The 19715-nt window shown below is 74.4% G+C and carries 15 protein-coding genes and 1 pseudogene; 7 read left to right on the top strand and 9 right to left on the bottom strand.

Annotated elements, in window-relative coordinates; translation table 11 throughout:
• Positions 1-348: 348 nt before the first annotated feature.
• On the bottom strand, positions 349-2037 hold the full coding sequence (locus tag ABD339_RS06365) for a sensor histidine kinase (protein WP_344562998.1): 1689 nt from the start codon (positions 2035-2037) through the stop codon (positions 349-351).
• A gap of 228 nt (positions 2038-2265) precedes the next feature.
• On the opposite strand from ABD339_RS06365, the gene ABD339_RS06360 reads away from it, so the two are divergent.
• The gene (locus tag ABD339_RS06360; protein WP_344562997.1) at positions 2266-2688 is read left to right on the top strand and encodes a hypothetical protein; all 423 of its coding nucleotides are present in this window, start codon (positions 2266-2268) and stop codon (positions 2686-2688) included.
• A gap of 104 nt (positions 2689-2792) precedes the next feature.
• Here the strand turns inward: ABD339_RS06360 and ABD339_RS06355 are convergent, their stop codons facing one another.
• A complete protein-coding gene (locus ABD339_RS06355) occupies positions 2793-3455 on the bottom strand; it encodes a response regulator (protein ID WP_344562996.1) in 663 nt (220 codons plus the stop codon).
• 223 nt (positions 3456-3678) lie between these two features.
• Between ABD339_RS06355 and ddaH the strand changes: the two are divergent.
• From ddaH to ABD339_RS06335, 4 genes and pseudogenes are all read left to right on the top strand, one after another.
• Positions 3679-4513 (top strand): annotated as a pseudogene (gene ddaH / locus ABD339_RS06350) (dimethylargininase).
• A gap of 99 nt (positions 4514-4612) precedes the next feature.
• Positions 4613-5437 carry a GNAT family N-acetyltransferase gene (locus ABD339_RS06345; protein WP_344562995.1) on the top strand — a complete coding sequence of 275 codons (825 nt, stop codon included), beginning with the start codon at positions 4613-4615 and terminating at the stop codon, positions 5435-5437.
• Positions 5434-6306, top strand: a complete 873-nt coding sequence (locus ABD339_RS06340) for a lysophospholipid acyltransferase family protein (protein ID WP_344562993.1) — start codon at positions 5434-5436, stop codon at positions 6304-6306. The genes ABD339_RS06345 and ABD339_RS06340 overlap by 4 nt, the downstream gene beginning before the upstream one ends.
• The gene (locus ABD339_RS06335) at positions 6299-7057 is read left to right on the top strand and encodes a DedA family protein (protein ID WP_344562991.1); all 759 of its coding nucleotides are present in this window, start codon (positions 6299-6301) and stop codon (positions 7055-7057) included. The genes ABD339_RS06340 and ABD339_RS06335 overlap by 8 nt, the downstream gene beginning before the upstream one ends.
• On the opposite strand, the gene ABD339_RS06330 is transcribed toward ABD339_RS06335, so the two are convergent.
• From ABD339_RS06330 to ABD339_RS06305, 6 genes are all read right to left on the bottom strand, one after another.
• Entirely contained in the window at positions 6957-8987 is a 2031-nt protein-coding gene (locus tag ABD339_RS06330; RefSeq protein WP_344562989.1) for a hypothetical protein, read from the bottom strand. The two genes, ABD339_RS06335 and ABD339_RS06330, sit on opposite strands and share 101 nt — an antisense overlap.
• Before the next feature lie 139 nt (positions 8988-9126).
• Complete coding sequence (locus tag ABD339_RS06325) at positions 9127-10284, bottom strand: sensor histidine kinase (protein ID WP_425575901.1); 1158 nt, start codon at positions 10282-10284, stop codon at positions 9127-9129.
• Between the two features lie 113 nt (positions 10285-10397).
• Positions 10398-13532: an alpha-N-acetylglucosaminidase gene (locus ABD339_RS06320; RefSeq protein WP_344563123.1), complete on the bottom strand. Its 3135-nt coding sequence runs from the start codon at positions 13530-13532 to the stop codon at positions 10398-10400.
• Positions 13533-13717: 185 nt separating this feature from the next.
• Positions 13718-14365, bottom strand: a complete 648-nt coding sequence (locus tag ABD339_RS06315) for a response regulator transcription factor (protein ID WP_344562987.1) — start codon at positions 14363-14365, stop codon at positions 13718-13720.
• A gap of 200 nt (positions 14366-14565) precedes the next feature.
• Positions 14566-15681 (bottom strand): NAD(P)/FAD-dependent oxidoreductase, encoded by a 1116-nt coding sequence (locus ABD339_RS06310; protein ID WP_425575900.1) that lies wholly within the window; start codon positions 15679-15681, stop codon positions 14566-14568.
• Positions 15682-15777: 96 nt separating this feature from the next.
• Positions 15778-15990, bottom strand: coding sequence for a hypothetical protein (locus tag ABD339_RS06305; RefSeq protein WP_344562983.1), 213 nt, complete (start codon positions 15988-15990; stop codon positions 15778-15780).
• Positions 15991-16480: 490 nt separating this feature from the next.
• Between ABD339_RS06305 and ABD339_RS06300 the strand changes: the two genes are divergently transcribed.
• Together ABD339_RS06300 and ABD339_RS06295 are read left to right on the top strand one after the other, a co-directional pair.
• The gene (locus ABD339_RS06300) at positions 16481-17086 is read left to right on the top strand and encodes a GNAT family N-acetyltransferase (protein ID WP_344562981.1); all 606 of its coding nucleotides are present in this window, start codon (positions 16481-16483) and stop codon (positions 17084-17086) included.
• A gap of 423 nt (positions 17087-17509) precedes the next feature.
• Complete coding sequence (locus ABD339_RS06295) at positions 17510-18340, top strand: putative protein N(5)-glutamine methyltransferase (protein WP_425575908.1); 831 nt, start codon at positions 17510-17512, stop codon at positions 18338-18340.
• Positions 18341-18479: 139 nt separating this feature from the next.
• Here the strand turns inward: ABD339_RS06295 and ABD339_RS06290 are convergent, their stop codons facing one another.
• Positions 18480-19364, bottom strand: coding sequence for a Gfo/Idh/MocA family protein (locus ABD339_RS06290; RefSeq protein ID WP_344562980.1), 885 nt, complete (start codon positions 19362-19364; stop codon positions 18480-18482).
• Between the last annotated feature and the right edge of the window lie 351 nt (positions 19365-19715).

Below are 19715 nucleotides of genomic sequence, written 5' to 3'. Positions count from 1 at the left end.
ACGGCGGGCACGGGTGGCACGGTCCAGGGCTCAACTGGGAGCCCGACTCCCGGGTTACTCGGCTTCCGGAAGTTGACCCATTCCTTGCAGAAATTTACCGCAAGGTATTTCTGGGGGGTTGCCGCGCCGTGACGTTCCCGCGCGGCGGATGCCGGGGCTTCGCCCCCAACCCCCCTTGACCTCACCGGCCGGGCGTCGGGCCGGTTCCTCCCCCAGCCTCCGTGCGGGGCTCTGCTCCCCTGGGAGCCCCCGATCCGAACCTTTGGGCGCCCTCATGTTTCCTGGACGTCGCCTTCCGGACCCTTGGGCGCCGTGTCCTTGCGTAAGAGGGCTCAAAGGACCGGAAACCTACGGGGAGGGCTGGCGTACGGGGGTCCCCCCGGACGAAGTCTGGGGGTCCACCACCGCCTTGGAGGCGAGCCGCCCGTCGGCGAAGCACAGCCGGTAGGCCGTGAGGGCATCCCCTCGCACGCTGTAGTAGACGCACGCCTCTCCCTCGGGTGCGGGCGGGGCGCCGTCCGGCGGGCCGTCCTTGGTGAAGTACGGCAGCCGCGCCTCCACGTCGCCGCGCGCCTCGCCGACCGCCAGCCGTTCGTAGTCCCCTCTCTCCAGGACCGAGAAGGACGCGTTGACGAGGCTGATCGGGAGCATCAGCAGCGCGATCCCGGCCAGCACCGCCAGCGGCGCGACGACGGTCTGCCGCAGGCGCCGCCGCACTTGCTGCCGGGCGTGGGTCAACTCCCGTGTCGAGGCGGTGGGTCGGGGTGTGGCGGCGCGCGGCCACGCGTCGGCGGCGGTCGGCAGCGCTGTGGCGACCTCGAAGCCGCCCTCCGGAGTGGGCCCGGCGCGCAGCACACCGCCCGCCAGCCGCACCCGCTCGTCCAGCCCCACCAGCCCGGTGCCGCCCGAGGCCACCCCCGTGGGAACCGCTGCCGCCGGGGCCGGGCCGTTGGCCACGGTGACCCTCAGCCACGCGGGCCCACCGTCGGGCGCGCGGTTTCCCGCCCCGCCGCCCTCCGGAGGCCCGCCCCGGACGAGGCGGACCCGCACCGCTGCGCCCGGCGCGTGCTTGGCGGCGTTCGTCAACGACTCCTGGACGACGCGGTGCGCGGCGAAGGTGGTCATGGGCGGCAGGCCGCCCGTCTCCCCGGGCTCCTCCAACGAGACCGCGAGCCCCGCGGAGCGCGCCCGCTCCACCAGGGAGGCGACGCTCTCCCCCGAAGGGATGGTCGGCGGCTGCTCGTCGTCCGCGCGCAGCACGCCGATGATCTCCCGCAGCCGCGCGGTCGCGGTCGCCGCGGCGTCCCGCAGTTCGCCCGCGGCAGCCTGCTGCCGCTCATCCAGCGTCGGATCGACCTCCAGGGCCGCGGCCCGTACGGCGATCAGCGTCAGGTCGTGGCCCAGCGAATCGTGCATGTCGCCCGCTATACGGGACCGCTCGCGGATGCGGGTGCGGTCGGCGACGGCCCGCTGCTCGCGCTCCATCCGCTCGGCCAACTGCCAGCCCCGCCGCATCAGTTCGGTGTACTGGAGGCGGAAGCGGCCCAGCAGCCAGGGCAGGCCTACGGTGAACAGCAGCGTCAGCAGCTGCTGAGGCCAGTCCCACGGGTCGCGGGCCACGACCAGGCTCAGCGGCAGTCCGGCCAGGGCGACGGCGGCGAAGAACCAGAGCGCCGGGCGGGCCGCCGCGATCCGGCATCCGGACAGATAGCCGAACGCCACCAGCGCGGGCCAGTATTCGGGCGCGGCCAGCTCCATGTCCCGGGCCAGGGCCAGCGCCACCGGCACGGCCAGCGCCCCCAGCGGCCACCGTCGCCCGGCCACGACCGCGGCGCCCAACGACGGAACCCCCGTGGCCGCCAGGGCGAGCGGCCACCCTGGCCGCGACAGCGCCTCCACGACCGGCGGTACGCACACCATCAGCCACAGCCCCAGGTCGTAGAGCCGGCTGCGCCGCCCGCGGGGCGGGCCGGGGAGGCCGCTGCGGAATATCTCGCCGTGCTCGCTGCCGTGCTCGCTGCCGTGCTCGCTGCGCATGCCCCCAGCATCGCCGAAGCTCACGGTCCGGCGCCCCTGCCGAAAGTAGGGGGAGAACCATGACGGGAGTTCAGTGAACACCTCGAATACCTCGAATACCCCGTCCGATCCAGCGGACCGCGCGAAGAGCCGGATGCCCGGCTGACGGCCCGCCGGGCGGTGAGGCGTTCTCGTTCGCCGCCGACGCGGCGAAGGGGAACCGGACCCCTTCGCGGCCATTCGGGGAACGTGCGACGGACAGGTGGGCCCGGCTTCTACCGGTTCGCCGTCCACGGGGCGAACCACAGGGTCACCTGGCAGGCGGCCGACAACGGCATCAACGCCGCCGCCTTGTCGGGGGATGACAACGCTGCCGTGCGGGCGCAGCTCCACTACTTCAACACGCAGTGGTCACCGCACAGCCGTCAGGTCGCGGCATCCGACAATGCCACGCCGGTGAAAGGACACCCCGGGCAGTGCACCGACCATGAGGACGCGGCACCGGCCAGGCAGCTGACCGAGCCGCAGCAGCGCCATGTCGCCGCCACCTACCTCGGTGCCTTCTTCCGCCGCTACCTCCTCGGCGACACCGGACAGGACAAGGTACTGACGGGGGCGCGGCACCCCGACGCGGCCATCACGGAGGTGGACGTCACCACCGCCGCTCCCTGAACGGCCGCCGCCCGCCCAGCGGTTCTCCCCTCACGCGCCGCCGACCCGCCGGACATTTCCCCGCCTCGTGCACGGAGCGCGCGTGAGGGCCGCCGGGAGAGACCCTAGCCGGGGGCCTCGGGGACGAGTCCCGCCTCGTACGCCAGGATCGCCGCCTGCACCCGGTTCTTGAGGCCGAGCCGGGCGAGGATCTGGCTGACGTACGCCTTCACCGTGCCTTCGACGACGGACAGCCGCTGGGCGATCTCGGCGTTGGACAGCCCCGCCCCGACCAGCGCCAGTACCTCGCGCTCCCGGGCTGTCAGCTGCTCGGCGCGGCCGAGGGCGGTGGTCCGCCTGCCGAGCTGCCCGGCACCGAGGTGGCTGATGACGCGGCGGGCGACGGCGGGGGAGAGGTACGCGCCGCCTTCGGCGATGGCCTGGACGCCCGCGATCAGCTCGCGGGGGTTGCCGGACTTGAGCAGAAAGCCGGAGGCGCCCGAGCCCAGCGCGGCGGCGATGTACTCGTCCTCCGAGAAGGTCGTGAGCATCGCCACGGCGATGTCGGGGGCTGCGCGGCGCAGTTCGGCCGCGGCGCGCAGCCCGTCGAGGCGGGGCATGCGGATGTCGAGGAGGCAGAGGTCCGGGCGGTGGCTGAGGGCGAGTTCGACCGCCTGGCGGCCGTCGTCGGCCTCGGCGACGACCTCGATGTCGTCGGCCGCGCCGAGGATGGCCCGTATCCCGGCCCGGATCATCGCCTCGTCGTCCGCCAGCAGCACTCGGATCATGCAGTCCCCCGCCCCTGCCTCGTGGCCCTTGGCACGCCTGTAGGCGCGCGGGCGGCCACCACGCTACCTCGTGGGCCGGGCCTGCCCACCCGACGAAAGTGCAGGCCGGCCGTTGACGAAGGCGCAATGTCCACGGGCGGGCCGCTTCCTAGAGTCCTTGATCAGCCAGGGGTGCCGGGCACCCGGCCGCCCCGTGTCGCACCCTCGCGAAAAAGGACGCTGCATGCCCAAGACCGCCCGCCCGCGGCGCCTGTTGACGTGCCGGCCCGGCCACTTCGACGTCACGTACTCCATCGACCCGTGGATGGAGCCCGGGAAGCCGACCGACGGCGGCCTCGCCCTCGCCCAGTGGGAGCGCCTGCACGACCTTTACCGGGACCTCGGCCACCGTGTCGAGCTGATCGAGCCGGTCGGCGGGCTGCCCGACATGGTCTTCGCGGCCAATGGCGCCACCGTTGTGGACGGCCGGGTGCTCGCGGCCCGGTTCCGGCACGCGCAGCGCACCGGCGAAGGGCCGCTGTACCTCTCCTGGCTCCAGGAACACGGCTTCCGCCACACCCACTGGCCCGAGCACATCAACGAAGGGGAGGGCGACTACCTACCTCCTCGCAGGCCGCCGCCTCCTGGCGGGCACCGGATTCCGTACGGACCCGCGCTCGCACGCCGAGGCCCAGGAGTTCTTCGGCCTCCCCGTCACCGGCCTGACCCTCGTCGATCCCCGCTTCTACCACTTGGACACGGCGCTGGCCGTGCTCGGCGATGGCGACGACGGCGCGGCCGACGTCATGTACTACCCGGGCGCGTTCTCGCCGGGCAGCCGGGCGGCGCTGGCGGAGATGTTCCCCGGCGCCCTGCCGGCGACCGACGAGGACGCCGCCGTCTTCGGCCTCAACGCCTTCTCCGACGGCCCTCACGTGCTCCTCCCCGACACGGCCACCGGCCTCGCCGCCGCCCTCAAGGAGCGCGGATACGAGCCGATCGGCGTCGAGCTGTCCGAACTCCTCAAAGCGGGCGGCAGCGTCGAGTGCTGCACGTCGGAGCTCCGCGACGCGGCCTGACGGGACGTCAAGTCCGTGGCGGCGCAGCCCCGATACGGCGCCGGGCGCCCGTCGGCGTGCCCGCCAACCCACCGAAGAACGACCGAAAGGGATACCGCCATGTTCTCTGCGTCCTCCGCGTCCTCTGCGTCCTCTGCGTCCTCTGCGAGCTCCGCGCTCTCGACCCCCGCCACCACCTCACCGGCCGCCCGCCGCCACCGCCCCTACGCCGCCTCCATCGCCGGTAGCGAAGAGCACATACGCGCCGCGCAACGCCTGCGCCACCAAGTCTTCGGCGAGGAGATGGGCGCGACCTTGCGCACGCCCCTGCCCGGCCACGACATCGACGCCTACGACGACCTCGCGGACCACCTGATCGTCACCGACACCGCCACCGGCGACGTGGTCGGCACCTACCGCCTCATCCCGCCGGGCCGGGCCCAGCACTCCTACTCCGACAGCGAGTTCGACCTGCGGGCGCTGCACGCGCTGCGCCCCTCCACGGTCGAGGCGGGCCGCTCCTGCGTGCACCCCGAACACCGCTCGGGCGCGGTGATCAACCTCATGTGGTCGGCACTTGCCCGCTACGCCCTGCTCTCCGGCCACCGCTACCTGGCCGGCTGCGCCTCCGTCCCGCTGTCCGACGGCGGCGCCTCCGCCGCGGCGGCCTGGCTGCTGGGCACCTCCCGGCACGCCGCGCCGCCCGAGCTGCGCGTCCACCCCCGGCGGCCGTGGACGCCCGCGGAGCCGACCGCGCACCACCCCGAATACCCCGCCTACGCGGCCCTGCCCCCACTGCTGCGCGGCTATCTGAGGCTCGGCGCGTGGATGTGCGGCGCGCCCGCCCACGACCCGGAGTTCGACGTCGCCGACTTCTTCGTCCTCCTGGACCTGGAGAGGCTCAGCGACCGTCACCGCCGCTTCTTCCTGAACGAGGACCGATGACCGCCCTGGCCCACCCCTGGTCCGTGCACGCCCCGTGCACCCCGCGCTGCGCGGCCCCTCCCACGCTGCGGGCCCGCCCCTGCGATGTCGCCCGCCGCTACGCGGCGCTGGCCGCCACGCTGGCCCGAGTCGCCCTGCGCGGCGCGGCGCTGGCCGCCCCCGAGGTGCTGCGCGCCCAGGCCCACGGCGCGCTCGCGGCCCTCGGCATCCGCCTGGAAGCCACGTCCGCGCGGCTGAGCGTCCCCGGTACGGACGCGGGCGGCGAGCACACGAGCACGGGTACGCATACGGGTGCGCGCCCGGATGCGGCCACCCGCACCGGCGTGGGCACCTTGATCGTGGCCAACCACATCTCCTGGATCGACGTCCTCGCCCTGCTGGCCGTCGAACCGGCCACCCCGCTCGCCAAGCGGGAAGTGCGCTGGTGGCCGGTCGTCGGCGCGCTGGCGGGACGCCTGGGCACCCGGTTCATCGACCGCGAGAACCTCCGCCAACTGCCCTCGGCTGTGGCCGGTGTGGCCGGCCTGCTCCGCGCGGGCCACTCCGTGCTGACCTTCCCGCAGGCCACGACCTGGTGCACCGTCGCAGGCGGACGGTTCCGGCGCGCCGTCTTCCAAGCGGCCATCGACGCGGGCGCGCCCGTGCGCCCGGTGACGCTCTCCTACCGCCAATACGGCGCCCCCAGCACCTGTGCCGCCTTCCTCGGCGAGGAGACCTTCGGCGCCAGTCTGCGCCGGGTGGCCGGCGCCAGCGGGCTCACCGTCCACGTCACGCCACACCCTGCGCTGCTGGGCCGCACCGACCGCCGGACCCTGGCCGCCGCCGCCCAACGCGCTGTCCACGGAAGGGAGTTGCCCGCCCATGGGTGACTGGCTCGGCACACTGACAGCCCTCGCGCACGACGGCCTCGACTCTCCGTACCTCTGGCTGGTCGTCTTCCTGGTGGCCGGCCTGGACGCCCTGGTGCCCTTCATGCCGAGCGAGACCACCGTCGTCACGGCGGCCGTGCTGCTCGGCCCCCACCCCCCTGACCTCGCCCTGCTCACCGCCGTCGCCGCCACCGGCGCGCTGTTCGGCGACTGCCTCAGCTACGGGGCGGGCCGCCGGTTCGGGCCCAGGGCGGTGGCCCGGCTGCTGCGCGGCGAGCGCGGCGGACAGCGCTGGGCATGGGGCCGGACCATGGTCGCCCGGCACGCCACCACGTTGATCGTCGCGGCGCGCTTCGTGCCCGGTGGCCGGGTGACCTCCGGCCTGGTCACCGGCACCGTGGGCTTCCCGTTGCGCCGCTTTCTCGCACTGGACGCGCTGGGCAGCGGCATATGGGCCGTCACCAGCACCGCCATCGGCCTCATCGGCGGCGCCGCGTTCCGCGACGATCCCGTCAAGGGGCTCGCGCTGTCCTTCGCGCTCGCCGCAGCGGTGGTAGCCGTCACCGCCGCACTGCCCACCGCTGTACGGAGGTGCGCGGGAGCCGGGGGAGAGCCCGGCCCGGCGGAGGAGGGCGGCCCCCGGGGCGCCGTCAGCCGAGGGGCGGGACGCGGGCTCCGTCGGCGCGCTTGCCCGACAGCTCCGCCCGCGCGCCGGGCCCGGCGGGTACCGCCAGGGTTCCGCTTCCGATGACGGTGGAGCTGCCGGCCGCCCCGGCTTCCCGGCTGTTTCCGCCCCCTTCGCCGTCCCGGCCGTCTCCGCCTCCTTCGCCGCCGCCCTCGCCGGGGCGCAGGCCCGTGCCGTGTACGCGTACGCCGGTCACCTCGTCGCTGGCCGCCGCGAGCACATACCAGTGGCCCTTGCTCGACTTCCACAGCACCCCCGACACCACCTCCCGTCCGCGTGGCCCGCAAGCCGGGGTGTCCTCGGCGCGGGAGGCCGCGGCGCCCGGCCTGCCGGGGGAGCGCGCGGGGGGCTGGAACTGGGCCATCACCCTGGCCCCGGTACCGCGCCAGGTGCTGGCCCTGGTGCACACCCAGGCGGCTTCGCCGTCGCCCTCGGGGAGCCGCTGGTGCGCGAACTCCCAGGAGTTGACGGACTTCACCCCGCCGGCCAGCACGGCCGGGAAGTGGCAGGCCGTACGGGCCAGCCGGACGCGCGCCGCCTCGCCCGTCGCGGGCCGCCGCTTCCTGCCGTCCGTCAGCCGGGCCGGGGGCAGTTCGCCCAGATCCGTGTACAGCTGGGTCTCCGGGGCGATGCCCGCGCTGCCGGTCAGCGCGAGTCCCGGCCAGCTCTCGCAGTGGCGCGGGTTGGTCACCGGGGTGCGCAGCCGCGCGGTGACCCCGTCCCGGTCCCGGCTCAGCGTGCGGCCTCCGCGATCGGCCGGGTCCAGCAGGTCCACCACGGCCGCCTTCCGCACCCACGGCGCCGTCAGATAGCGCACCTCGCCCTCGGCGCGCGAGACGACCAGCGCACCGGATGAGGCCGCTCCGGCGCCCGCGGTACGGGCCAGCTCCAGCGCGACGCCGACCTTCCCGGTCTCCTCCCTGTCGAGCGGCTCCGCGTACCGGGCGACGCGCAGCCCGTCGTACAGCAGCACCACGGCCGTGCCCGCCAGCCGTCCCGCGTACAGCAGTTGGGGCGGCCCGGGGGGCGGCCCCGCGGGGGTGCCGCGTACGGCGGAGACCCGTACGTCACCCGCGGGGTGCGCCCAGGTGGCCAGCGCCCGCCGCAGCAGTGCCTCGTCGCCGCGCAGCGGACCGCGGGCCGGCCACGCGGCGAAGTCCGCGCGCGAGGCGTGCCGCCAGGCGCCGGGCCGCTCCCGGGTCAGCGCGCCGGGATCGAGGGCGCGCTGTGCCTCGGCGTTGCGCGCGTACGGCGGTCTCGCCGCGCTGCCGGGGCCCCAGGAGCTGCCGGGCGCGCCCAGCAGCCCCAGGCAGGTCAGGGCCGCGAACCCGGCGGCCAGTGCCGCGCGCTTGTGCTGGCGGCGGCGCAGCAGGTCGGTCGGGCGGGCGTGGAGCGCGCACGCGTCGAATTCGGCCGACTCCAGCAGCGAACCGTCCCTGCTGCCGGGCGGCGTCTCGACGGCGTCCGCCTCCGCCAGCGCGCCCTCCGGGTCCGGCACCCGCAGCTCGCGCAGCAGCCGCCGCACATCCGCGCCCGCCAGGCCCTCCAGGGCGCGCAGCACGTAGCAGGCCCGGCCGGCCGCCGACATCCGCGACAGCGCGTGGTCCAGGTCGAGTTCGTCGCTCCCGGCGGCGCGCGGGAAGAGCCGCAGCCCCAGCACCCAGGGCAGCAGCACGGGCAGCAGCGGCAGCGCGCGCAGTCGGCAGGGGCCCGGTCCGCGGGTGCGCTGGGCCGCCAGGGCGGCGCGCAGCACACACAGGCGCAGCCAGACGTAGGCCGGATCCGGCCTGGCCCAGCCCGGAACTCCCGTACGGGGCCCGGGGATCGGCAGCCGCGCGGTGGAGACGCGTGTGCGGGGCAGTGCCCGCTGGGTCAGCGCGTGCGCCGCCAGCACCCGGCGGTGCCGGCCGATCCCGGGGGGCAGGACGAGATAGGCGAGGCGTACGAGTCTCGCGTAGTGCTCGACGAGCGTGGCCTCGGCCTGCTCGATGTCCACCGTGCTGGACGGTGTCCATGGAGCCGCCGCTGAAGTTGCGTCCCGGGCAGTCACATCGGTCTGAACGACCCATTGTTCCTACGGTCACCACGACCGCAGCCGCGCGCCCCGCCCGCCGGTCGCCCGGGCCCGCTCGCCCTCAGTCCGCGCGGTCGGCGGAGGAGACCACCTGGGAGGGGTCCAGCGGCACGGCCGGCACCTCCAGGGTGACCATGGTCGGGCCGCCCTCGGGGCTGTTGAGCGCGAGGACCCCGTCGAACTGGGCGAGGCGGCGCTGCACGCCCTGCATGCCGGTGCCCTTCTCCAGGGAGGCGCCGCCCTTGCCGTCGTCGGTGACCGTGACCCGGATCATCGGGCCGGACGCGGTCTCCGCGTAGAGCACATCCAGCCACACCCGGGTGGCGGCGGCGTGCTTGGCGGCGTTGGTGAGGAGCTCGCTGACGGCGAAGTAGACGGCGGACTCGACCGGTTCCTCGAAGCGGCCCGCCAGCTCGATGTCCTCCGCGACCGGCATCTGCATCCGCAGTGCCAGCGCCCGCAGCGCGTCGGGCAGGCCCCGCTCGGCCAGCACCGGCGGGTGGATGCCGCGCACCAGGTCGCGCAGCTCGGTCAGCGCCTCCGCCGAGTTCTCCCGGGCCTGGGCGATCATCTGCTTCGCGCGCGCCGGATCCCGCTCCACCAGCGCCTCGATGGCGCCCAGGCTCATGCCCATGGCGACCAGCCGCGCCTGCGCGCCGTCGTGCAGGTCCCGTTCGATGCGGCGCAGCTCGGCGGCCGAGGAGTCCACCGCGTCGTGCCGCGTCTCATACAGCTGCTCGACCCGCCGGGCCAGCAGCATCTCCCGGGTGGGCTCCAGCATCGCCTTGGTGAGCCGGTGGTTGAGCGGCAGCATGGGCGGCAGCAGGGCGGTGGTGAACCCGGCGGTCATGTCGGTGGGCAGCCACGCCATGTCCCGCCAGGTCGCCGGGTCCTTCAGCAGCAGCGTGCACCGCTCGACCTGGCCGACGATCCCCTTGCGCAGGTCCAGCGGAAAGGGGCGGTACGGCTCCGGCACCGCCAGCCCGCTCCAGCGCTCCACCAGCTTGCGCCTGCGGTTCGCGTAGGCGCGCACCCCGCCTTGGGCGAGCGGGGTGGTGACCACGCCGACCCCCACCGGGATCAGCACGATCGCCACGACCGACAGCACGAACAGCACGATCGACAGCGGCAGGGAGACCAGCGCGAGCGCCGGGCCCCGCACCAGGGCGAGCATCAGCTCGTGTGTCTGCACCGTCGCACGCGGTCTGTCCTCTGCCACGATCCTCTGCCTTCTGCCCTGAACTCTCGCCCTGCGCCGCGGCCCGGGCTCTGTCGCCATCGGTCCCCGTCTGCCCCGCCCTCCGGGCGTCAACGGGAATGTGACGACAGAACTTAGCGTGTCACCCAGCCGTCGAACTCCACGGTCGCACGCGCGCCGCCGCCACCGCTGGCCGCCGTCATGAACAACCCGGCGTCCAGCTTGGCTGACGCGCCCGGCACGGCGACGGTTGCGACAGTACGCCAGGTCCTGCCGTCGTCGGTCGAGACTTCGCCTGTGAAAGAGCCGCCCGAGCGGGAGAGCCGCAGCACGGCGGGGGCCTTGATACCGGTCACGCGCTTGTAGGTGTCCAGGGAGCCGTCGCCGTCGGAGTCGTAGGAGAGCACCACCCCGCTGGCCGGGGTCACGGCCAGGTCGAGGAAGCCGCCCGCCTTCGCGTCCGCCAGGTCGTCGCGGGCGATGATGCCGGCCCGCGCCCAGGGGCCCGAGTCCTCCTGGGAGACGACCCGCAGCGTCACCGAGGAGCCGTCGCCCAGCACGCCGGGCCGCCAGACGGCGCCGAACTCCGCCGTCCCCTTCCACAGGTCGGCCCCGGCGCCGTTGACCGCGTAGCGCCCGTCCACGTGCCCGAAGACGGCCGCGTTGGTGGTGACCGTGCGCACCTTCGCGGGCAGCGGCCCGGCCACGAAGAGCCGCCCCTCGCGCCCGGTGGTCACCCGCTTCTGCCCCTTGGGCCCGTAGCGCACCCGCACCTCGTAGGGCAGTGGCTCCAACGGGTCGGAGAGCGGACGGTCGGGCGCGCTCACCCGCCAGCGCACCCGCGCCGTGCCGCCCGGACCGACGCCGGGCAGCGAGGTCGGATCCTGCGGCTCGGCTCCCTCCAGGCCGCTGAGCGACAGATCGACGGCGCCGGTCGCGCGCAGCCCGTTCTCGTTGCGGAAGGCCACGCTCAGCGTGCTCTCGCCGCCCGGCTCGACGGTCTCCGGCTCGGCGGTGACGGTCAGCGAGCCCTGATACGGGGCCTTCGCGAGCACCTCGTGCACCCGCGAGGCGATGCCGTACGGGTCGGCGGCCGGGCGCATCGGGTAGTCGTTGGTCTGCCGCGTCCAGGGCTCTTCTCGCGCGTACCAGTCGAAGTCCTCCGGCTCTCGGCCCTGTTCGAGCGCGTCCTGCGCGTCGTCCAGGAACGCCTTCCACTGCGGCAGATGGAAGTCCCCGATCAGGCCCTGCCAGTCCCGGTTGGCGTAGTTGGCCAGCCGGCCGCCGTCGGCCGTCGGCCTGTCGCCCCAGGTGGTGATCAGCACCCGGGCCGTGCGCTCCAGCTTCGCGCGCTCCTCGGCGGAGGAGGCCGAGCGCCGGGCCGCATCCAGCCACGGCCCCAGCTGGAAGTCCCGGTGCCCGCCGGACATCTGCTCGCTCAGCTCCATCAGTTTCAGCCACAGCGCGGCCAGCTGCTTGAAGGCCGCGCTGTCGCCCTGCTGGTAGGCGGCCTGGAGCTGGGGGATGAGCAGCCAGGAGCGGTTGGCCAGCACCTGCCGCCCGAGGTCGGTCAGGTCATAGCGGTAGGCGTCGCCGCCGCGCAGCTTCCCGGCCACACCCAGCAGCGCGGCGAAGGCGGCGTCGAACCCCGGCAGGTCGAAGGCCGGGGTGTGGGTGGCGTGGTGGGCGCCCGAGCGGGCGGCGAGCGAGGGCCGGGCGGCGAAGACGCTGTCGTGCGGGCGCCCGTCCTTGCTGCTGATGCGGTACGCCGTCTCGCGCAGCGCCGCCATCGCCTCGCGGGCCCTGGCGTCCTCGCCGCCGTAGCGTGCCCGCGCGTACCCGGCGAACCACTTCTCGCGGTCCACGGCCTCCTCGCGCCAGGCCAGCTCGCTGAACAGCTCGGCCGCCGCCGGGTCGCGGTGGGTGGCCTCCGGCATGTAGCAGGTGCCGGCCAGCTTGCTCCCGGGCTTGTCCCGCCAGGCGGTGAAGCGGTCCGCCCACATATGGGTCTTGGCGCCGATCGTGGTGCGCCCGCCGAAGTTGGGGATCGTGCCGAACGCGTACGGCACCCCGCCCCAGTCCTTCTCCCGGTCGGTGATCCGCTCCAGGTCGGAGAGGCCGTCGACGATGAGCATGCGCTTCTTGTCCGTGAGGGCTTCCAGCAGCTCTTTGCGCGGGTTGTCCTGCCAGCCGAGAATCACCCAGGTGGCGCCGGGCCGCGCCGTCCGCAGCGCCTTCTCCACCGCGCGCGCCGCGTCCTTCACCGGCACGTCGCCCGGGTTGCCGCCCTCGTGGAGGAGGTCCATCTTGAAGTGCGCCGCCTCGCCGAACAGTTTCCGCTGGTGCGCGTAGAAGGCGGCGGCCACCTTGCGGAAGACCGCCGTGCGCGGATCCAGCCACGGCGGGCGCGGCAGCCCGTTCCAGGTGCCCTGGGGGACGGTGCGCCCGCCCGGATTGCGCTCGCCGAAGTCGGCGGGAACGGTGCCGAAGTAGCCGGGCAGCACGGGCCGCATGCCCAGCTCCCGCAGGCGCGCCGTGATCCGCTGCCCCAGTTCGGTGCGCTTCTTCAGCAGCTCCGCGCTGATCGGCCCGCCGTAGCGGTCCAGGTTCTGCAGCAGCCACCAGGGCTGGTGGGTCGGCGCCGGGATCCAGGCACGGGCCTCGGCCCCGCTGTAGCCGAAGTCCTGGAGCAGCCGGTGGTAGACGGCCTCCTGGCCCGCGGTGACCAGGACCTCGTTGCAGCCGTGCAGGGCGAGGATGTCCAGAAAACGCTCCCACTGGGCCCAGTCGGCGTAGGGCGCCGTGTAGCCGTCGTGGGTGTCGTTGAGCGCGAAGCGGTGCGGCACGGTGGCGCGCTGCGCGTGGGGCGACCTCGGCGCCGGAAGCGTCTTCGGCAGGTCCAGTTGGCTGCCCGACCAGGAGATCTGCGCGTCACAGCTGTACTTCAGATACCAGTGCACCCCGGTCAGCAGCGCCACCGGGCCGGTTCCCGCGACCTGGACCTGGCCCGCCCGCCCGGTGACCGTGAACCGCTCGGGGCCGCCGATGTGCTGGAGTCTGATCTGGCCGCTGTGCCGGGGCAGCAGCCGCCGCACCGCTTCGGCCGCCGGTCTGGTCGGGTCGGCCTCCGCTGTGCTGATGCCCCCCGCGCCCGCCTCGTCCGCTGCCATGGCGGGGAGGTGCCCCGCCCCCAGCGCGAGACCCGCGCCGAGCGCCCCCGTTGTGCCCAGTACGGTGCGCCTGTTGAGGGGGAGCGCCGGGCTGTACATGTGCCGCCCGTGCGGCGCGTGGTTGTCGTGCGGCGCGTGGCCGGTGTGGGGCTCGTACTTGTCGCGGGGCTCGTACCTGTTGTGGTTCTCGTACTTGTTGTGGGGCTGGTGCGGCTCGTGCATGGGGCGCCTCCGCTCCCGTAAGTGACCAAAGACACGTACGGGGAGGCACGCTAACGATTCGGTCAGCCTCGGTCGAGGTACGCCAGCACGGCGAGTACACGTCGGTTGTTGTCGTCCGAGGGCGGCAGATCGAGCTTCCCGAAGATGTTGGAGGTGTGCTTGGCGACCGCCCGCTCCGTCACGAACAGCTGGGCCGCGATCGCCGCGTTCGACCGCCCCTGCGCCATCAGCTCCATGACCTCCTTCTCCCTGGAGGTCAGATTCCCCAACGGCTTGTCCTGCGAGCGGCGCGTCAGCAACTGCTGGATGACCTGCGGGTCCATCGCCGTACCGCCCTCGGATACGCGGCGCACCGCGTCGATGAACTGGTCGGCGTCGAAGACCCGGTCCTTGAGGAGATAGCCCACGCCGCCCGTGCCGTCCGCGAGCAGCTCGCGCGCGTACAGCTGCTCGACATGCTGGGAGAGCACCAGTACCGGCAGGCCCGGCCGCTTGCGGCGCGCCTCCAGCGCGCACTGGAGCCCCTCGTCGCTGAACGACGGCGGCAGCCGGACGTCCACCACGGCGACATCGGGCTCCAGTTCGGCCAGCGCCCGGCTCAGCTCGGGCCCGTTGTCGACCGCCGCCGCGATCTCGAAGTCGAATGCCTCCAGCATCCGCACCAGCCCGTCCCGGAGCAGGAACAGGTCCTCGGCGATCACGACACGCACGGAAACTCCAAATTCGCAGCGGGACTGGGCCGTCTGGCGGCAGGTCGCTAAGAATCTACCGCCCGCGGGCCGCCCGGCGGGGCGTCCGTGCGAGAAGCACGGGCGCCCCGCGGATCGCTCTCGCTCTCTCGCTCTCTCGGTCGCGGATGCGGATGCGGATGCGGAGGCGAATGTGCGTGGGAGCGCGGGTGCGGTGCGGTTCACAGACCGTGGCGGCGTTCGGCCCTGGACGGTTCGGCGACGCGCGCCTGGTTCCCGGGGGAGGCGCCGTCGTGCCCGGACGGGAAGACGTTCCGGCGGGCGGCGACCGCCTGCCGGGTCTCCTCCGCGATCAGGTCCGCGTTGATCTGGGCCGCCGCGCCCGCGCCCGCCGCCGCGGAGGCCCCCACCTGGCCGACCAGGTCGGTGACGTTGCCCGCGGCCCACACACCCGGCACCCGCGTACGGCCGGCCGCGTCCACGGGGATGTGCACGCCGGCGCCGCTGGGGTGCTCCACGGGGTGCAGCCCGAGGGGGGCCAGGAAGCCGCCGCGCGCCACCATCCGCGAGGCGACCGCCACCGCCTCCCGCGCGACCACCGTGCCGTCGCCCAGCCGCAGCCCGCTCAGGCGGTCCTCCGTGATCTCCAGGCCCGCCACCTCACCGGCCACCACCCGGATGCCCCGGGCGGCCAGCTCCTCCGCCTGCTCGTCCGTGGGCGGTGCCATGGTGTGGGTGAAGAAGGCGACATCGTCGCTCCACTGCCGGAACAGCAGCGCCTGGTGCACCGACATCGGACCGCTCGCCAGCACCCCGATGGGCCGGTCACGGACCTCCCAGCCGTGGCAGTACGGGCAGTGCAGCACGTCCCGGCCCCACCGCTCCCGCAGCCCCGGCACATCCGGCAGCTCGTCGGTGATACCGCTGGTCACCAGCAGCCGCCGGGCCCGGACGGAGCGCCCGTCGGCCAGGGTCACCCTGAATCCGCTCCCGCTCCCGTCTGCGCCCTGGTCGCCGCCCCGGCTGTCGTCCCGGCCGTCGTCCCCGGACCCGCCCTCGCTTCCGTCCCGGGCCACCGCGGTGACTTCCCCGGTCAGGACGTCGCCGCCGTAGGCGCGGACCTCCTCGCGTCCGCGCGCCAGCAGTTCCTTGGGCGGGAGCCCCTCGTGGCCCAGCAGTCCGTGCACGCCCTCGGCGGGCGCGTTGCGTGGCGCGCCCGCGCCGAGCACCGCCACGGACCGCCGAGCGCGGGCCAGCACCAGCGCCCCGTTCAAGCCGGCGGCACCGCCGCCGATCACCACCACGTCGTAGCCGTTCCCCGGCTGTCGATCAGTCATCTCGACCACCTCCTCGGCACCGACCATGCGCCCCCACACGCCAGTACGGCAAAGATCCTTGCCGTACTGGCAAATACCTCCACCGTGATGCCGGAGCTACCTGACGCTCCGGTCGAGCAGGCCCAGGGCGGAGCACAGGGAGACGGAGAGGGCCATCCATGCGACGAGAGCCCCACCGCCGCACAGCACCGCGCGGGGCACGCTGCCGTCCGCCGCCCAGGACAGCACGCCGGCGATCACCGCGACCAGCGGGGACAGAGCAGTTGCCGGAGTGGCGAGCAGGATGTGCGTCGAAAGTCCGGAGCGCAAGGCCGACATCCTTCTGCGAAGGGCGGCCGCTCCAAGACACGCGTCTCAGCCCGACCACCGAAAACGGTAGTTGGCCGAGACGGTGTGTCCCCGGGACGCGTCAGGACGTGGAAAGCCCTGGCCCTCCCGGGGAGACGCCCTCGATCAGTCCTCTGACAGGAGAAGGCTCAGGCCGGTCGCACCAGACCGAGTCCGTCTTGTACCGGGACCCGCTCCCGGGGGGCGGACGGCCGTCCGCCGGCACGCACGGACGAGCCCCCGCGGCCGTCGTCAGGGTCGCCGCACCGAAGGTGCCTCCGCGCGTTCCGGCGTTGCCGCCCGGGTTGTCGGTACGGAAGTCGCCTCCCGGATGCCCCAGGTGTCCCCGCCCTCCGGGCTGGAGGCGCACTTGGGAGCCGGGGCCGGGTCCGAGGGGCGCGCCGGACCTGAAAACCCGCGCCGGACCTGAAAAGGAGTGGCCCTCTCCCTGGGGTGCGACGACCATGCGGGCGTGACAGATACCGGATTCAGAGAACTGGGCCGAACGGCCATGGAAGCGCTGGCGGCCGGAGAGCTGGCGGCGGGCTCGCGTGCGGTGGGGCTGGACCTGCCCGACATCTTCGTGGACGAAGGCGCCCGCTGGCTGTGGCGCTACCGCCTCGCCCAGATCGACGCGGACCCCGAGGGCGCCGCGTGGTGCGTGCGACAGATCGTCCTCGGCACGGTCACGGACGATACCGAGGATGCCGACGGTGGCGCGGGCGCCGACGCGGGCCGGGGCGACGCGGACCCGGGCGACGAGCTGCGGGGTACGCGGGAGGTGGCCGTCGGACATGTCGGCTTCCACGGGCCGCCCGACGAGGCGGGGATGGTGGAGGTCGGCTATGTCATCGCCCCCGCCTACCGTCGCCGTGGCTACGCCCGCGCCGGCCTCGCCGAACTGCTCCGCCGCTGCGCCGCCGACCCCTCCGTGCGCGTCGTCCGCGCGGCCGTCTCCCCCGACAACGCGGCGTCCCTCGCGACACTCGCGCCGTTCGGCTTCACCCACGTCGGGGAGCAGTGGGACGAGCGGGACGGCCGCGAGCTGCTCTACGAACGGCCGGCCCGCGCGGAGTGACCCGGGCAGTGGCCTTGCCTCACGGACCGTGACGCCATGGGGTGGTTTTTACGGGGTGCGACGGCGCGGGGCCGGGGGTATTGTTCGCGTCCGGCAACGGATGTTCGATACGCATCCCGACGCGACGAGAAGAGGGAGGTGGGACCGATTACCGCCGTAGCAGGCGGGGCGCTCCCGCCCTGTGTCCGAAGGCCACCCTCCTCCAGGTGAGCGGGGGCCGTCGGCCGCCCGGGAGCGCCCCAGTACCCCGGAAGGCTCCCAGGCTTCATGTCACCGCATTCCGCACGTCCCGCACATTCCACGCGTGCCACCCGTTCTGCCCGTGATGCGCGTGCCACCCGTTCCGCTCCTGCCGCGCCGCCCGAGCCGGACCCCCGTATTCAGCCGATGTCCGAGCCCCTCGGCGAGCCGATGGCTGAGCAGATGTCCCAGCCGGCGCCCCAGCCGATGTCCCAGCAGATGTCCGAGCCGATGACCGAGCTGGTTGCCCGACTGCGGGCCGCAGGCTGCGTCTTCGCCGAGGACGAGGCGCGGCTCCTGTACGGGACAGCGCGCACCGCGGCCGAGCTGGCCGCGATGACCGGGCGGCGCGTCGCCGGGCACCCGCTCGAACACGTCCTGGGCTGGGCGGAGTTCGCCGGTCTGCGCGTCGAGGTGGGCCCCGGGGTGTTCGTGCCCCGGCGCCGTACGGAGTTCCTGGTGGAGCGCGCCGCTGCCGCCGCTCCCGCCGCGTCCCGGCGGGAGCCCGCTGTCGTGGTGGACCTGTGCTGCGGCAGCGGCGCGGTGGGCGCCGCCGTGCTGGCCGCGCTCGGCGGGCGGGGCGAGCTGTACGCCGCCGATCTGGATCCCGCCGCCGTCCGCTGCGCCCGGCGCAACCTCGCGGGTGCGGGCGGACTCGTGTACGAGGGCGACCTGTTCGCGGCGCTGCCCGGTGAACTGCGCGGACGCGTCGATGTACTGACCGCGAACGTCCCCTACGTCCCCTCGGACGAACTCGCGCTCCTGCCCTCCGAGGCCCGCGACTTCGAGCCGCGCGCCGCACTGGACGGCGGCCCCGACGGACTCGCCCTCCTGCGGCGGGTCGCCGCCGAGGCCCCCGACTGGCTCGCCCCGGGCGGATCGCTCCTCACGGAGACGAGCGCCCACCAGTCCGGGGCGGCGGCCCGCCTCCTGGAAGCCGCCCTCTTGACCGTGGAGATCTCCCATTCCCCCGACTTCCCGGCCACGACTCTGACGGCGACGCGGCCCGGCTGAGCGGACCGCGGTGGGCCCGGACCGTCCCGAACCGGGACCCGGACCGTCCCGAACCGGGACCCGGACCGTCCCGAACCGGGGGTGCCGCACGACGGGGGCGACGGCGGAGGGCGAGGGCGCGGGGCGTACCGGGGGCGCCTCAAACAGACGGCAGTTGGGACTCGGCCTCGTGCAGGACCCCGGTGACCGCCTCCGCGAAGCGGACGTCGCACGGGTGCGGGGTGCCGGTGCGGGCAGCGTCCAAGACGGCGCCCACGGCTTGGGCGAAGGCCACGTCCGGGGCCTCCTCGCGCGAGGGGAGGGCGGCCACGCCCGCCGGTCCGCGCACCTCGGCGGTGACCCCCGCCGCGGCTGGTGTCACCGAGTGGCTGAGCGCGCAGGTGCTGGAGGCTCCCGACTCGTGCCGCAGTACGAGGTGCACGGTGTCGCCCACGGCCCCGCGCACCGCTGTGACCTCTGTCACGGCGCCGAGCAGCGGCAGCAGGACGGACAGCGCGTGCGGCCCCACATCCCACAGGGCCCCCTTCTCGCGCCGCCACGGCGAGGCCGCGTACGGGGACTCCGCCCCGCCGAACACCGGGGAGAGCCAGTCCGCGCGGCCCACCTGCCAGCCCGTCTCTCCGGCCTGCTGCCGCAGCCACCGCGCGGTGGTGTCGCTGAAGTGGAGGGTGAAGAAGACGACGGAGGCCACCCCCGCCCGCTCGACGGCGGCGGTCACCTCGCGCGCCGCCCCGGGCGTGGTGGCGACGGGCTTGTCCAGCAGCAGATGACACCCGGCCCGCGCGGCCCGTACGGCCAGCGGCGCCTGTACGTCGGGCGGCAGCGCGACGGCGACCGCGTCGCACTCGGCGAACAGCGCGTCGGCGTCCGCGTAGGCCCTCGTGCCCAGGCGCGCGGCCTGCGCCTCGGTGGCTTCGGCTCGGCGCCCCCACACGCCCACCAGTTCCACGTCCTCGTGCGCCACGAGGGCGGGGCCGTGTGTGCGGTCCGCCCAGGGGCCGGTGCCCAGCAGTCCAAATCTCATGGCGGCAGCGTAGGAGATACGGCACCGTAGGGGACCGCCCCGATGCGCCCGCGCCGGCCGTCCACGAGGGGGGAGTTACGGGGATCCGGCGCGCGGCGGCGAGGAGTGCGCGGGGGGTGTGGAACGCGGAGGGCATGGCACGCGAAGGGCGCATGGAGCCCGTGAAACGCGGGGAGTTCGGGGCACCGGGGCGGCGGCGCACGCCCCGGGCGCGCACCTCACGGACGACGCGACCGGCGGACAGCACGAGTCCCGAGGGTGGTGCTAGGTGCACCAAGGTCCGGTGGCTCGCGCCAGTGCGGCGCCCGGGGCCGGAGCCGCAGACTGACGGAGTGCCTGGCGAGCGGGCAT

This window comes from Streptomyces axinellae (assembly GCF_039532135.1).
Classification (GTDB): domain Bacteria; phylum Actinomycetota; class Actinomycetes; order Streptomycetales; family Streptomycetaceae; genus Streptomyces; species Streptomyces axinellae.
Note: the sequence above shows the minus strand (reverse complement) of the source record. Positions and strands in the feature narration are given on the sequence as shown.

Bases quoted from the DNA above. Each gene is read 5' to 3' on its own strand.
- ABD339_RS06365 (WP_344562998.1), bottom strand. From the start codon at position 2,037: ATGCGCAGCGAGCACGGCAGCGAGCACGGCAGCGAGCACGGCGAGATA.
- ABD339_RS06355 (WP_344562996.1), bottom strand. From the start codon at position 3,455: ATGATCCGAGTGCTGCTGGCGGACGACGAGGCGATGATCCGGGCCGGG.
- ABD339_RS06345 (WP_344562995.1), top strand. From the start codon at position 4,613: ATGTTCTCTGCGTCCTCCGCGTCCTCTGCGTCCTCTGCGTCCTCTGCG.
- ABD339_RS06340 (WP_344562993.1), top strand. From the start codon at position 5,434: ATGACCGCCCTGGCCCACCCCTGGTCCGTGCACGCCCCGTGCACCCCG.
- ABD339_RS06335 (WP_344562991.1), top strand. From the start codon at position 6,299: ATGGGTGACTGGCTCGGCACACTGACAGCCCTCGCGCACGACGGCCTC.
- ABD339_RS06320 (WP_344563123.1), bottom strand. From the start codon at position 13,532: ATGTACAGCCCGGCGCTCCCCCTCAACAGGCGCACCGTACTGGGCACA.
- ABD339_RS06310 (WP_425575900.1), bottom strand. From the start codon at position 15,681: ATGACTGATCGACAGCCGGGGAACGGCTACGACGTGGTGGTGATCGGC.
- ABD339_RS06295 (WP_425575908.1), top strand. From the start codon at position 17,510: ATGTCCCAGCCGGCGCCCCAGCCGATGTCCCAGCAGATGTCCGAGCCG.
- ABD339_RS06290 (WP_344562980.1), bottom strand. From the start codon at position 19,364: ATGAGATTTGGACTGCTGGGCACCGGCCCCTGGGCGGACCGCACACAC.